Raw genomic sequence first — 15,764 nt, 5'->3', positions numbered from 1 at the left:
TTGCCTTTTAGGCACACTTTTGATGAAAAAGTTCGATAGGAGATTAATCTATGAAATGGAGTTTTAAAATACTTATCATACTGATAATCGTTCTTTTATTCACAACAGGCTGCTGGAACCGTCGTGAGATAAACGAACTTGCCATTACTCTGGCTATTGGATTAGATAAGACTATGGATGGTCAATATCTTGTAACCGCTCAAGTAGTCAACCCAGGAGAGGTAGCCGCAAAAGGAGGCAGCAGGGGAAGTTCAACAGTAGTCATCTATCAGGCGACAGGTGAAACCATATTTGAGGCTATCCGAAAAATGACAAGGGAATCACCAAGAAGAATTTATCCTTCACACCTTCGAATTCTAGTGATTGGAGAGTCATTGGCAAAAGAAGGAATTGGTAAGCCGTTAGATTTGCTTTTCAGGGACTGGGAACTGCGTTCAGATTTTTATATTGCCGTATCAAAGGGAATGAATGCAGAAGGTATCCTAAAGGTGCCAACTGTTTTAGAAAAGATACCTGCCAATAATTTGTTTGATACTCTTAAAGTATCAGAAAAGGCATGGTCAGAGACAAGTTCTGTTACATTAGACGACCTGATTGCGGATTTGGTAAGCGAAGGTAAACAACCTGTGTTAACAGGTATAGAGGCACGTATTAAAGGTAATGAAGAGGCCGCTTTAAGCAAAACGAATGAAGAAATGATCGATTCCCCGGGACGATTGTTTTTTGACGGTTTATCGGTATTTGATAAGGATAAATTAATAGGCTGGCTTGATGACAAACAGAGCAGAACTTATAACGCCGTTACAAATAAAGTTAAAAGTACGGTTGTGAATATATCATGTCCTAAAGAGGGGAAAGCCGTTTTACAGCTCCTTAAGTCAAAAGCGAAAGTAAAAGGCAAAGTAAAGAATGGCAAACCTGAAATAGATATAGAATTTCACAGAGAATATAATGTCGGGGAAGTAGAGTGTAATATTGATCTAACGAAACCGGAAATTATTAAAAAATTAGAGAAGATAGAGGAACAAAGAGCCAAAAAAATGTTCGAACAGTCTATCAAACAAGTGCAGGAAGAGTTTGAAGTAGATATTTTTGGTTTTGGTGAAGCCGTTCATCGGGCAGAACCGAAAGCTTGGAAAAAACTAAAAAAAAGTTGGGAAAAGGAATTTGAAGAATTACCTGTGAATATTAAAGTTGACGTGAAAATACGGCGTATAGGAACGGTTGGTAATTCATTTCTGAAAGACATAAAATAATGACTAGGTTAAACCGAAGCGAAATATGGAATGGAAGATTACTCAGGTCCAATCGATAATACCTGCCAACGGCTTAACCGTTATAGACTGCATCAGGTTTAAAAAAGTTCCAATAATTGATTATTATTGGAACTTTTTTGTTAATCAAAATGATTGCTTAATCGTTTGTGTAGTTGGTTTACTTAATTCATTTTTTTAACATTACAGAAAGTCAGAACGATCCATTATTTTTATTCTTAAATTATTAATTTGTTCTAATTCCGTACAACAAACAGCAACATTATAATTTGGCTCTAATTGATATATTCGGAAATGATATTGACTAGAAAGATCATTTTTTCTTAGTGTTATTTTATTTTGAGACCAAGCGTCCATATTAAACCCAAAACTATCCATAGAACATTGGAGCCCTTGTCCAGTTGCCTTAACAAATGCCTCTTTTAATGTCCAAATTTCAAAGAAAAATAATAACCGTTTTTCGGGAGGGATGTTTTGTAAATAATGGATTTCTTCTTGAGTTAAGCATAATTTGATTATGGACAGATCTATGGGTTGAATTTCTTCAACATCTACGCCAATTCTCCCAGTTGTTGTAACTCCAGATATAATCCATTCGCCGGAATGGGATAAATTAAAATCTCCTTTCCATTCGTGAAAATCTGCCAGAAATGGACGCCCTTTTTGATCTCTCCTAATAAGAAGATTAGGCAATGGTAAAGCTAACAATTTTTGCAAACGTTTTCTGATAAATAAACTAGCCAATAAAGTTCTTTGCTGATCTGCCAATTTGTGAAATCTTAAAATTCTTTGTCTCTCATCGTTTGGCAATTCTTTAAGTTTCCGTTCAATACATTTGTGTGGGAGTGGATCGCCTAGCTTAAATGCAATAACTTCTAAATTATTATCAATTTTCTTCATGACTACCTCACCTAATATCAGTATAAATGGTTTAATATGTTCTTAATTTATAATTAGTTGTCCAATATTTCAATTATTATGAGATCTATCTAAAGTAACATATGACTTCCTGATTAGGAGATCGAGGGGTGATCATTATGAAAAATTAGATTAAATCCAACATGCAGGTTCTCCAATCTCAAGGTCAAGTCTAAAACCATTGATGAGGTGACTATATATCCACTGATTTAATCTGGAGACAGCAGAACAAAGTCCCAGGACTTTTCAAATCGTAACGTTGAAGCTGGACAAATTAGGGTCTTTAGATCTCTTGCTAGCAAGAGGAGATAAGGTTAAAATTACCATAGAAATATTTGTAAATATTAAAATGAGAAAGGTCGGATTTAATGGAGCTTTCTGAAAGAATTGAAGAATTTGTAATGAACTATGATGATAGATTACGATTCTCCGGCGCAATCTTAATTCAAAATGAAAAAAAGATATTTGAGGGTGGATTTGGCTACGCCAATCGAAGTGAACATATCCCCATTACGTCAAGGACCAGATTTGGAATGGCATCTGGCTGTAAAGTTTTCACCTCAGTAGCGATATGTCAACTAGTTGAGAAAGAGATTTTGACTTTCGATACCTGCCTCAAAGATTGTCTGGATATCTCATTTCCACATTTCCATCCAAATGTTACAATTCACCATCTATTAACACATACCTCAGGAGTACCAGATTATTTCGATGAAGAAGTGATGAGTGATTTTGAAGAGTTATGGAAAGCTGTCCCTATGTATTCTATTAAATCACCAAAAGATTTCTTACCTATGTTCCAGGATCATCCTATGAAGTTTGATAGTGGGAGTAAGTTTTCTTATAGTAATGCAGGATATATTTTACTTGGGTTGATTGTAGAACGAATGACAGGGATGACGTTTCCAGAGTATGTTTCGGAAAATATATTTCGAGTTTGTGATATGTCAGACTCTGGGTATTTCCGGATGGATAAACTGCCTGAACGGACGGCACTAGGATATATTGATAGCGAAGAAGGTAACAATTGGAGAACAAATATTTATTCCGTTCCTATAGTAGGAGGTCCAGATGGGGGAGCATTTACAACCGTGTTAGACTTAGCAAAGTTTTGGAATGGATTATTAAATGCGAAACTATTAGGTAAAGAGTATACCGATAGGTTATTAACTCCCTATGTTAAGAGCAACAATGATATATATTATGGATATGGGGTTTGGATTTCAATGAAAAATGATGACGTGCTCAAATATTTTATATTTGGATTTGATCCAGGTGTTAGAATTCATTCCTCTGTAAATGCAAAATCGAAGATACAATCTCATATTATGTCGAATATTGATCAAAGTGTAGTTCCTATTGTAACTGGGATTGATAAACTGATTTTTGAAAAATAGATTTAGGATTCATTTTGGAAAAAATATGTTCTTTCTTCTGATGCCTAAAGAATAAGGAAATATATGACTATTTATCTATTGGTAATTTTTATGTATATATCAATAATGGGGGTATGGTTAGAAAATTGAATCTGTAATAGACAGTTCCGGGTTTTGATGAAATTCGGAAGTTTATTGGTATTTATAAAATAACTATAAATAAATGATTCAGGTCGTAAATCAAGATCATTGATTTCTATTAAAAGGAGTTAATAACATGAATAGTGAAATTAACCAATTAGAAGCGACGAACCCCCCACAAGAGTTAGAAAAGCACCGTTTTTCGAAAGAAATTATGTTAAAAATCCGCGACTTACAACAACGTAATAATTGGTATAATTTTTTTGCTATAGGACTGGATTGGTTTATCATCTCCTTGGCAATTGTTCTCAATTATTTTATACCATCTGTTTGGATGTATTTAATTAGTCTCGTTATCATCGGCAGCCGTATGCGTGGTTTGGATATCATGATGCATGAGTCAAGTCATCGTATGCTGTTTAAAAACCGTAAATTAAATAAGTGGGTTGCATGTTTCTTTGCAGCCTATCCGATTATGATTTCTCATAAAGCATACTGTAAGAGTCATATGAGTCACCACAAATACTTGTGGAGCGACGTAGACCCCGATAAACAAAGGTATCAAATAGTTGGATTGGATAAACCTCCTGAAAATAGGATGAAGTTTTTTATTCATCATTGCTTAAAACCATTGTTCTTGGTGCATGTGCCCAACTATCTTATCGGAATGATCAAAGTAACAGCATATGCAAAAGATGAACCTCGTTTGGATCAGGTAATCCGAACTTTATATTGGGGAGTTATCATTATTAATTCAATTATTTTTGGTTTTTGGCAAGAGTTAATCCTTTTTTGGTTTGTACCATTTATAACAACATTCCAAGTGTTAAAATATTGGGCTGAAATGGCAGAACATGCTGGGCTAGAGTCTGAACAGGAGATATTTGCATCAAGAAATTCTTTTGGGAATTGGTTTGAGCGCAGTCTAATCCACCCTCACCGAAATTCATACCATTTAGTTCATCACCTTTTCCCTGCTGTACCGCACTACAACATAAAGAAGGCTCACCTTATATTATTAGAAGATTCAGAATACCAAAAAGCACACCATTGTACGGGCTTCTTTTTGTCTTCTGCACCAGGTTTCTCATCGGTTATTGATGATATTCAAGGTCGTATACCATTCTGGAATAAATTAAAGAACAAATAGTTCATACGCTTTTATATAGGCTTTATAGAAATTTAATGGTTTGCCAAAGATGTTTTTCCTGATTGCACTCTATAAATATAAGTAGGGGGCTAGTTTAACAAAACCTTGGGAGGTGTCGGGTAACTTATTAATCTCTATAGGGCCTTTTAGTTTAGTATTCAAATCAATTTATTCGGGAAGGGGATAATAAATGAGTAATTTGGTTCTTTTTTGTTTTCCCTACGCCGGAGGATCTGGGGCAATATATAATAATTGGCGCAATTATTTACATCCTAGCATTGAGCTGCATCCTATTCACTATGCAGGGAGAGGAAGGAGATTTCAAGAATGTTGCTATCATGATATGAATGATAGCACAAATGATATATTCGAAAACATAAATCGTTATATAAACCAAAGAAAATATTCCTTTTTTGGACATAGCATGGGAGGACTTATCGCCTATGAACTTTGTAAAAAAATGGTAAGCGAAGGCTTTCATTCCCCTGCTCATATTTTTCTGTCTGGAATAAAACCTCCCAACCATGTTAGAGACAAGAAAGTTCATAATTTACCTGAAAAAGAATTCAAAGAAAAAATACTTGAACTAAATGGTACTCCAAAAGAGATTCTTAATAATCAGGAGTTAATGGATATATTTTTACCGATTTTAAGGTCTGACTTTAAATTGATAGAAGAATATGAATTTAGTAAAGAAGGATACAAATTAAACACTAGTATTACTGCCATGTACGGTAAGCAGGATGATATTACTGAGGAAGATATGAAAAAATGGACTGACTTTACTTCAAAAGATAGCCAAGTCCGTGGTTATCCAGGAGGACACTTTTTTATTAATGAAAATTATATTGATATCATAGATCTGATCAATTTGACATTGGTTGGGAGAGGCGGTTTATATGATCCATCATACTTATAATAAAGATTTGTTAACTGATGAAGAAAAATTTTGGTTAAGTCAACTATCTGCGAATTTAAGCATGAGCAGCTTTACTCAGTATAATAATAAAGTTGATTTAGAAGATCGTAAATGTGAGTTATTTACATATAAATTCCCAGGTGAAATATCCCGTGAAATCCTCAAAATGAGTAATCAATCAGAATATGGGTTATTCATCATCCTGATGAGCGGGGTAAAATACTTACTTTCAATATATACGGGTAATGGAGATGTCTCAATCGGAACCCCAGTAATTCAATCAAAATCTGGGGCAGCTTTTCAAGATCATCAACTGATCATACGAAGTGATATCCATAGCGGAATGTCATTTAAAGAGCTTCTATTTAAAGTGCAGCAAAATATTTCAGATGCCAATAAAAACCAGAAAGTATCACATGATAAATTAGCAAAATTACTAGGTTTTGATTCTACAACCTCCAATAGACTGAACCCCCGTACAGTTGTCCAGCTTGAAAATATTCAGCGCAGCAGTTCTAATTATTATTCATATGCCGACTCGATCTTCAATTTCACCTGGCATGGAAGCACTATTGAATGCTGTATTACTTGTAACGGAACCGTAGGAGAAATGATCGGAAAAATTACAGATCAACTGACTCATTTCTTTAGAGCAGTGGTGGACAACCCTAATATTCGCCTTTTTGAAATCGATATTTTATCCAGAGATAGGAATCAAATTCTTTATGAGTTTAACAAAACTACTACAGATTTTCCTAGAGACAAGTCGGTTGTTGATTTGTTTGAATTACAAGTGTCAAAAACTCCTCACGAGACAGCAGTCGTATATCTTGGTCAAAAGTTAACTTATCAGGAATTAAATAAAAAAGCGAACCATATAGCAAATGAATTGGTTAAGCTAGGGATCAAAGAAAATTGTTTAGTAGGAAGTATGGTGGATAGATCGCTCGAGCTTCCAATCGGTATATTAGGAATTTTAAAGGCAGGAGCAGCTTATCTTCCCATTGATCCAAACTATCCAAATGAACGTATAAAAAAGATTGTAGGGAATTCCAACGTAGATATAATTTTGAAATGCAGTCATCATCAACATGAGTATATTAATCAGAATACTCTATTTATTGATATCGATACAACGTTGGGCAAGGGTACACCAGTAGCTATGGAAAAAAATCTAGAGTTGGAAATCTCATCTGAAAGTTTAATGTATGTTCTTTACACCTCGGGAAGTACTGGTGAGCCTAAAGGGGTTATGGTAAAAAGAAATTCATTTGTAAACCTGCTCTACTGGTATACTCATGAATTTGCTATAAATGAAGCCAGCAATCTATTATTAATTGCCCCAATAAGTTTCGACACGGCGCATAAGAATTTATTTGCTCCATTAATAAGAGGAGGACGATTACACCTCTTTGAGCCAGGTATGTACGATTATAATAAAATGTCAGACTATATTGATTTTCATAAAATTACAACAATAAATTGTACACCAAGCGGTTTTTATCCATTGGTTGATTATAATGAAGAATCGGATTACTGCAGGTTAACATCACTGAAACATGTCTTCTTAGGCGGTGAATCTATTAATTGTAAAAAGTTGAAACCATTGGCGGAGTCATCCAACTTTAAAAGTGAAATAGTAAATACTTATGGACCTACTGAGTGTACGGATATTGCCTCCTTCTACCGAATCAGCAATCAAGAATTAAAACAACAGAAAACAATTCCTATCGGAAAGCCACTCAATAATGTGGAACTATACATTGTTAATCAAGAAATGGACCTCTTGCCTATTGGTATAACAGGAGAATTATGTATTGCTGGGGTCGGATTGTCACAGGGTTATTACAATGCACCAGTTTTAACTAAAGAAAAGTTTGTGGAGTTTCCGCATATTCCCGGGAAAAAAGTTTATAAAACTGGGGATATGGCGAGGTGGATGCCTGACGGGAATATTGAATTTATTGGAAGAATAGACAATCTTACAAAGATAAGAGGCTTTCGGGTAGAAGTAGGGGAAATTGAGAATTGCCTTTTGAAACACCAAGATGTGGAGGAAGCAGTTGTTGTTGCGATGGAAGATACTCTTGGTACAAAAGAGTTAAGTGCTTATTTTGTTGCCAATGGGGAAATAGCGAATTCGGAATTAAGAAATTACCTAATTAAAAGGTTGCCAGATTTCATGGTACCAGCTTATTTCACTCAACTGAATAAAATGCCTCTCAATCAAAATGGAAAAATTGATCGAAAAGCACTGCCAGTGCCTGATTTGGATAATGCGTCAAGCTCAAGTTATGTCGCACCTGAAGGTGAACTGGAAAGAATTATCGCGGGTATCTGGGAAGAAGTTCTTAATATTGAAAGAATAGGAGTTTATGATAACTTCTTTGAATTAGGCGGCCATTCGTTAAAGGCTGCTTCAATTGTACTGAAGATAAACCAAGTATTTGAAACAAATCTGCAATTAAGCGAAATGTTTAAGCAACCAACCATAAAAGAAGTTGTTACTCTAATTACTAAGCTAAAACAACATAAGAGCTCAGCCGTTTTAGCTGTCAAAGAAAGAGAATACTATCCCGTCTCATCACAGCAGAAAAGATTATTTATCATGTGGCAGCTTAATCGAGACTCAGTGGCTTATAATTTGCCATCTTCAATAATTATAGAAGGTAATCTTAATCCTGATAAGTTGGTGATCGTTTTCCAGAAGCTCGTTGATCGTCATGAATCTTTGCGCACATCATTTTCTTTTGTCGATGGACAACTGGTACAGTCTGTTCATCCTAGATTAGATGTTATTGTCGATTTTGTGGAAGCTCCGAAAGATAGACTAATGGAATTTGTTAAGAGTTTAGTCAAGCCTTTTAACCTGGAAAGACCTCCTCTTTTTAGAGTAACGGTTATTAAGATTGGAGAAAATAAGCATTTGCTGTTGACTGATGCTCATCATATTGTTTTTGATGGTATATCCATGGATATTATTATGGAGGAATTTTCTGATTCCTATTTAGATAAAAACTTGCCTCAGGCTAAGATACAGTATAGAGACTACGCAGTATGGCAGGAGGAATTTTTTCAGACTGATGATTTTAAGAGAAAAGAGGAGTATTGGTTAGACCTGTTTAAAGAAGGAATTCCCATACTAGAGTTAAATACTGATTACCCACGTCGTCCCTTGCAAAATTATGAAGGGGATCATGTATTAGTTACTGCAAGTCATGATTTGACATCACGCTTAAGAAGAGTAGCAGCGGAGAATGGGACAACCCTATATATGGTGTTACTTTCTGCTTTGAATGTGTTGTTTTTCAAATATACAGGTCAAGAAGATATTACAGTTGGTTCACCGACTGCATGTAGATCCCGTCCAGGTTTGGAAGGTGTTATCGGCATGTTTGTTAATACTGTGGTAATGAGAAACTTTCCATGTCGTGAAAAAACATTTCGGAAGTTTTTGAATGAAGTGAAGAATACTACGCTGAAAGCGCTGGATCATGAAGAATATCCGTTTGAAGTGTTGATAGATCAATTAGGCGTTCATCGAAATCTTGGTAGAAATCCGATGTTTGACATTATGTTTTCTCTAGACAGCAATGAGAATTTCTTCAAGGATACTGGAGAATTGTCCTTCCGTAAATTCCCGGTAGATAGCAACATGACTCAATTTGATATGTTCATTCATGCAATGGAAACGAACAATAGCATTGATTTGAAATTCAAGTTTCGTACGAATGTTTTTATGAAAGAAACAGTACAAAGAATGGCCGACCATTTTATGCGTTTGCTTGATGAAATTACCCAAAGTGTGAATATGCTGTTGCAAGATATTCAGATAATGTCCGAACTAGAAAAGCAAACCATTCTCTCAGGATTCAACAATACGGATGCAGAATTCTCATATCAAATGACGGTGCAAGAGATATTTGAGAATCAGGTGAAAGAGACAAAATCGGAAACTGCTGTCGTATGTAAGGAGATTACACTCTCTTACTCTGAGCTTGATTCGAAAGCCAATCAACTGGCCCGCATTTTAAGAACAAAAGGAGTGCAAAGAAATAACATCGTCGGAATTATTGCTGAGCCTTCCTTGGAAATGGTCATAGGAGTTCTCGGGGTGTTAAAGGCAGGAGGCGCATTTTTGCCAATCGATCCGGGCTTTCCGATAAGCAGGATAGAATATCTATTGAAAGACAGCAATTGTCAGCTAATCCTGACGCAGCATCATTTGAAGGGAAAGTTTACTTTTGAACAGGAAGTTGTGGGACTGGATGATGAAACGATCTGTAAAGAAGATGATTCAACCCTTGAAAACATAAATCAAACCGACGACTTGGCATATGTGATTTATACGTCCGGAACAACTGGGAATCCAAAAGGTGTTATGATCGAGCACAGAAATCTTGCCAATCAGCTGGTTGGATTGATCGAAAACATGCAGTTTGACCAAGAGTTTCATCATTTGCTGCTTGCGAAAGTTTCTTTCGATGTTTCCGTACAGCAGATTTTTCTCCCGATCCTGTCAGGAGGAAAATTGTATATTCCTGAGGAAGAGTTGGTTGCTGAACCGAGGAAACTTTGGAGCTTTATTGAGCAAAACAAAATCAATATGCTGGGTGCTGTACCCGCCCATTTGAAGGTTTTGATAAATAGTACTTCTACAAATCAGCGTCTTCGCTACGTCTTTGTAGCAGGTGAGGTCTTCACAAAGAATCTTTACGATGAATTACGAAGTGCTGTTAATGCCGATCAAATTATTAATCTTTATGGTCCAACCGAGACAACGATCTTTTCAACACTTTATATTTGCAACGAAAAAGAAGAAGGTTCGAGCTTGCCTATAGGTAAACCTTTAAACAACTATCGAGCATATATTTTAGACCAAGATCATCGTCCCGTACCCCTAGGTGCAACTGGGGAGTTATGTATCGCTGGTGCAGGCGTAGGGAGAGGATATATCAATAAACCAGATTTGACAAATGAACGTTTTGTCTCCGATCCATTTGTTCCGGGTAAAAGAATGTATAAAACTGGGGATCTTGCCAGGTGGCTTCCAAATGGGAACATTGAGTATATCGGAAGAATTGACCACCAGGTAAAGATTAAAGGAGTCCGAGTTGAGCCGGATGAAATAAAAGAGCATATTTTAAACCATAGCTCCGTTAAGGATGCGGTTGTCATTGCAAAACAGAATCAGAGTGATGAAAGTTACTTGTGTGCGTATTTGATTACAAATCAAGATGTTAAAACCGCAGAATTAAGAGAATTCTTGAAAAATAAGTTGCCAGATTACATGATCCCATCACATTTTGTAAAGTTGGAAAGTATGCCCTTAACCAACAGTGACAAAATTGACGTAAGAGCGCTGCAAAAAAGAAAAGACGAGGACTATATGTTGTCAGGAACCTCTTATAAGGCACCTGGAACACATATAGAAATAACTATAGCGGATATATGGAAACAGGTACTTGGTGTAAACAAAGTAGGTATCCATGATCATTTTTTCGAGCTTGGTGGAAATTCCCTTAATATTGTTCAAGTAAATGAGCGGTTGAAAGAAGAATTAAACATCGACTTACCTGTAGTGGCGTTATTCAGACACACCACCATTTATTCTTTGGCCCAACAATTAAAACTGATTAATGAGGCACCAGAAAAAACGAATCTAAATCGAGTACAAGTGATGGAGGAATCGAAAAACAGGCTAAAGAACAGAAGGCTAAGAAAGAGGGATTGGAATGAATCATAGTCCGCAACTATCGGTTAGAAACGGTATGGAAATTGCTATTGTCGGGATGTCATGCAGATTTCCTGGAGGAAATAATATAAATACGTTCTGGGAAAATTTGAAGACCGGCAAAGAATCGGTATCCTTTTTCTCAGATGAGGAGTTGCGGGAAGCAGGAATTGACCAAGAAACAATCCAGAGTCCCAATTACGTAAAGGCTGGAGGATCCATCACTGGCACAGAATGGTTTGATACTCATTTGTTTAAGTACTCACCCAGGGAAGCAGAAGTAATGGATCCACAGTTAAAAATTTTACACGAATGTGCTTGGGAAGCATTGGAGAACAGCGGCTACTGTTCCGATACCTTTAAAGGTCTGGTGGGTACTTATATTGGAAGCTCAACAAACTTGTATTGGATTGACACGGTTTACCATCAAGCACATGACTTTATAAAAGAAGCAGAATTGTTGAATGGTTCACAATTCTTCAGTACAAGATTGTCACATCAATTGAACTTGAAAGGCCCAAGCTACACTGTTCAAACTGCGTGTTCATCATCCTTGGTTGCCGTTCACTTGGCAAGTCAAGCTCTTTTAAGCGGTGATTGTGACATGGCTTTGGCTGGGGGCGTCTCCCTCACATTACCTGAGAAAAGGGGCCATTTCTATCAGGATGGTATGATTCTTTCACCAGATGGGCATTGTAGACCTTTTGATGCAAATGCTAGGGGAACGGTTAATGGTAATGGCGCTGGAATCGTTGTATTGAAACGGCTGGAAGATGCTGTTGCTGACGGAGATTTTATCCATGCTATCGTGAAAGGATCTGCAGTAAATAATGACGGTTCAAATAAGGTCAGCTTTACCGCACCCAGTGTTGAAGGACAAGCTGACGTTATCAAGGCAGCCCATCTCATGGCAGAAGTGGAACCCGAAAGCATATCTTATGTAGAGGCCCATGGTACTGGAACCATGTTAGGCGATCCAATTGAGATTGAAGCTTTAAAACTGGCGTTTAACACAAGAAAACAAGGGTTTTGTGGCATCGGATCTGTCAAAGCGAATATAGGTCATCTCGATAACGCCGCAGGTGTGGCAGGTTTGATTAAAACGGCAGTTTCTTTAAAACACCGAATGATTCCACCAAATATTAACTACGAGAAACCAAATGAGAAAATTGACTTTGATAATAGCCCGTTTTACGTAAACAATAAATTGACGGAATGGAAGAACTCCGAGTTTCCTTTAAGAGCTGGAATAAGTTCGTTTGGTATGGGAGGCACAAATGCCCATGTAGTGCTTGAGGAAGCTCCGGATATAGAGGCTTCGGATAGAGGAAGAAGATATCAATTACTTTCCTTTTCTGCACAAACGGAAAAGTCTCTTGAGGAACAGACAAAAAAGATGGCAGATTACTTGAACCAAGACCCTAATGTGAATTTGGCCGATGTGGCCTTTACTCTTTTAAATGGTAGAAAAAGTTTAAAACATCGAAGAATGCTGGTAGTTTCTGATATAGAGGAAGCTAAGCGTGAACTTTTCAGTATGAACCCTGTTAAAGTTCAGACCAAAATTTATGATGGCGAAAGTAAGCAAATAATATTCATGTTTCCTGGACAAGGGGCACAGTATGTAAATATGGGGTTGGATTTGTACAGAGAAGAAAAGATATTTCGGGAAGAACTTAATCGTTGCTGCCAAATTTTAGAGGAAATTAGTGGCGTCAATTGGTTGGAATTATTATATCCCTCGGATTCAGAAGCTAGAGCAAGTGACGCGATCAATCAGACATCTAATACTCAACCTGCAATATTTATTTTTGAATACTCATTGGCAAAAATGTTAATGGGATGGGGTATTCGTCCTGATGGCATGATCGGGCACAGCATAGGAGAATATGTAGCTGCTTGCTTGTCAGGGGTATTATCCCTAAAGCACGCACTTAAGCTGGTTTATGGACGTGGGATCTTAATGCAGCAATTACCTAAGGGAAGTATGGTAAGCGTAAAGGCTTCGCAAAATGACATTTTACCATTAATGAGTCGTGATTTATCCATTGCCGCCGAGAATGGTCCATTATCATGTGTTGTTTCGGGTTCTGATGAAGAAATTAATATTTTGGAGACCAGATTGAATCATGAAGGCTTTAAATTTATTAAACTGTCAACTTCTCATGCCTTTCACTCATCCATGATGGATCCGATCTTAGGTGCGTATAAAGAGAAGATTAAAGAAATTGACCTTCATCATCCGAATATCCCATATATTTCTAACGTCACAGGAGAGTGGATTACCGCAAGCCAAGCAACCAGCTCCGATTATTGGGTAAATCATCTGCGGCAAACAGTTAGGTTTTCTGACGGTATCAAGCATCTAATAACAGGTTCGGAAAACATTTTTGTCGAGGTCGGACCTGGAAGAGCTTTAAGTGCATTGGTTAGACAACAAGAGCAGGAAGAATCTGAACTTGAGATTGTAAACACTGTACGGCATTCCAAGGAGAGAGTCTCTGATGATAAGTTTTTGCTTCAAAATATTGGTAAGCTGTACATTTATGGTGTAAAGATAGATTGGCCGAAATACTTTTCACAAGAAAGAAGACATCGGGTTCCGTTACCTACATATCCTTTTGATCGGCAGTTCTTTAGTATATCTAAGGATTTAAAAAGCCGAGAGAGTGCGTCCTTACCTCAAAGTGAACTCGTAGCAGAATCGAAGCAGCATATTGCCCCTAAAGATGATAAGGAGCAAAAAATTATAGAGTCATATATGGAAGTTACTGGATTGGAAAATATAAGTCCTCATGCTGATTTTTTTGAAATTGGAGGCAGCTCACTGACCGCAGTCAATGTTGTCGCCAGATTACAGAAGGATTTTGATATCTCTATTAATCATTTATTTGAATATCCCAGTGCGTCTGAACTAGCACAGCATATCACATTTAAGGGAGAGAAGAATAAGGTCGATAAACATGTGTTAACAAGTTACCTTGTTGCAAGGAGGGAAAGGCACCGCTTAGTAGAGGATAAAATTAGGGGAATTGAAGAAACACGCCGTTTATACGATGACAAAAACAGAAGATATGAGGAAGCAAATCTTTTTTATCAACTGAACTATAAAGAGATTCTAATAACAGGAACTACAGGATATTTGGGAGTTTACTTGCTGCGTGATTTATTAACGAAATCAGATAGCAATGTTCACCTCATTGTAAGAAGCAAGAATCAGATAGAAGCAGAAAATCGCATGAAAGAAAAAATTTGTTCTTATTTTGATCCATTCTTTTATGACAAGTTTAAACAAAGAATTTTTGTTTACAGTGGTGACCTGGCAAGAAATGATTTGGGCTTGGATATGAGTAATTATCAATATCTTAGTGAAACGATCCAATGTGTTATCCATTCAGCTGGTAATGTTAGTCATTATGGAAACTACGATATATCCTTCGAAGCGAACGTATTGGCTACGAGAAATTTAATGGATTTTTCACTCACGGGAGTAAAGAAAGATGTTAACCATATTTCTACATTGGCTGTAGCTTCCGGTACAGTGAAAAACAAAAAAGATATATTGTATACGGAATACGATAATGATTTGGGACAAATTATTGAAAATCCTTACCCAAAAACAAAGCTAGAAGCTGAAAAGATTGTTATTGAGGCAAGGGGAAAAGGAGTAAACGTAAACATTTTTCGAGTAGGAAATATCGGTTTTGATTCTAAATCTGGTAGGTTTCAAGAGAACATAGAGCAGAACGCTTTATATTCTATGATGAAATCATATATAGAAATTGGTCTGGTTCCAGAAATGGAAAGAGATACAGATTTTTCATGCGTTGATGATGTTAGTCGAGCAATTATCAGTCTGTTTGATAAAGAAGAATTAATGAATGAAACTCACCATATCTTTAATCCAAATCATATGAGTCTATCGGATCTTCTAACTACTCCAAAATTGAATATTGATGTGAAAGAAACGTCAATTGACAAATTTTTAGATTTTATCTTTGATGAAAAGCAAGCCGATCGACATGCATCAGCTATTTATAACTTACAGCTGCATAGCATAGGAGAAGAATTGGAAGTATTTGATGATGCTGAGCAAACAGTTTTCCATATCACTGCTGATAAAACAAATATGTTGCTAAGCAGAACTGGTTTTATATGGAATGATATAAATAATCAATTGGTAAGGAAAATGATAGAGTATGGTCAGCAGGTGAACTTTTTCTCTAAATCAAAAAATATAAAGTGGTGATTA

7 protein-coding genes are annotated in these 15,764 nt (G+C 36.6%); 6 read left to right on the top strand and 1 reads right to left on the bottom strand.

Annotated features, from left to right (window positions below; all coding sequences use genetic code 11):
* Positions 1-50: 50 nt before the first annotated feature.
* Positions 51-1,256 (top strand): Ger(x)C family spore germination protein, encoded by a 1,206-nt coding sequence (locus LIT25_15550; GenBank protein USK32041.1) that lies wholly within the window; start codon positions 51-53, stop codon positions 1,254-1,256.
* A 201-nt stretch (positions 1,257-1,457) separates the two neighbouring features.
* Here LIT25_15550 and LIT25_15545 read toward each other — a convergent pair whose 3' ends face one another.
* Positions 1,458-2,174 carry a 4'-phosphopantetheinyl transferase superfamily protein gene (locus tag LIT25_15545; protein ID USK32040.1) on the bottom strand — a complete coding sequence of 239 codons (717 nt, stop codon included), beginning with the start codon at positions 2,172-2,174 and terminating at the stop codon, positions 1,458-1,460.
* Between the two features lie 386 nt (positions 2,175-2,560).
* On the opposite strand from LIT25_15545, the gene LIT25_15540 reads away from it, so the two are divergent.
* The 5 genes from LIT25_15540 (at position 2,561) to LIT25_15520 (ending at position 15,761) form a co-directional block, all read left to right on the top strand.
* The gene (locus LIT25_15540) at positions 2,561-3,589 is read left to right on the top strand and encodes a beta-lactamase family protein (protein ID USK32039.1); all 1,029 of its coding nucleotides are present in this window, start codon (positions 2,561-2,563) and stop codon (positions 3,587-3,589) included.
* 256 nt (positions 3,590-3,845) lie between these two features.
* Positions 3,846-4,859, top strand: a complete 1,014-nt coding sequence (locus tag LIT25_15535) for a fatty acid desaturase family protein (GenBank protein ID USK32038.1) — start codon at positions 3,846-3,848, stop codon at positions 4,857-4,859.
* A 190-nt stretch (positions 4,860-5,049) separates the two neighbouring features.
* Positions 5,050-5,778: a thioesterase gene (locus LIT25_15530; protein ID USK32037.1), complete on the top strand. Its 729-nt coding sequence runs from the start codon at positions 5,050-5,052 to the stop codon at positions 5,776-5,778.
* Entirely contained in the window at positions 5,759-11,524 is a 5,766-nt protein-coding gene (locus tag LIT25_15525; protein ID USK32036.1) for an amino acid adenylation domain-containing protein, read from the top strand. Before LIT25_15530 ends, LIT25_15525 begins: the two co-directional genes overlap by 20 nt.
* A complete protein-coding gene (locus LIT25_15520) occupies positions 11,514-15,761 on the top strand; it encodes an acyltransferase domain-containing protein (protein USK32035.1) in 4,248 nt (1,415 codons plus the stop codon). The genes LIT25_15525 and LIT25_15520 overlap by 11 nt, the downstream gene beginning before the upstream one ends.
* Positions 15,762-15,764 lie beyond the last annotated feature (3 nt).

The organism is Bacillus sp. F19 (assembly GCA_023823795.1).
GTDB lineage: Bacteria > Bacillota > Bacilli > Bacillales > Bacillaceae > Bacillus_P.
Note: the sequence above shows the minus strand (reverse complement) of the source record. Positions and strands in the feature narration are given on the sequence as shown.

What these genes read in the sequence shown, in the direction of transcription:
- LIT25_15530 (USK32037.1), top strand. Translation starts at nt 5,050, where the DNA reads ATGAGTAATTTGGTTCTTTTTTGTTTTCCCTACGCCGGAGGATCTGGG.
- LIT25_15540 (USK32039.1), top strand. Translation starts at nt 2,561, where the DNA reads ATGGAGCTTTCTGAAAGAATTGAAGAATTTGTAATGAACTATGATGAT.
- LIT25_15545 (USK32040.1), bottom strand. Translation starts at nt 2,174, where the DNA reads ATGAAGAAAATTGATAATAATTTAGAAGTTATTGCATTTAAGCTAGGC.
- LIT25_15520 (USK32035.1), top strand. Translation starts at nt 11,514, where the DNA reads ATGAATCATAGTCCGCAACTATCGGTTAGAAACGGTATGGAAATTGCT.
- LIT25_15550 (USK32041.1), top strand. Translation starts at nt 51, where the DNA reads ATGAAATGGAGTTTTAAAATACTTATCATACTGATAATCGTTCTTTTA.
- LIT25_15535 (USK32038.1), top strand. Translation starts at nt 3,846, where the DNA reads ATGAATAGTGAAATTAACCAATTAGAAGCGACGAACCCCCCACAAGAG.
- LIT25_15525 (USK32036.1), top strand. Translation starts at nt 5,759, where the DNA reads ATGATCCATCATACTTATAATAAAGATTTGTTAACTGATGAAGAAAAA.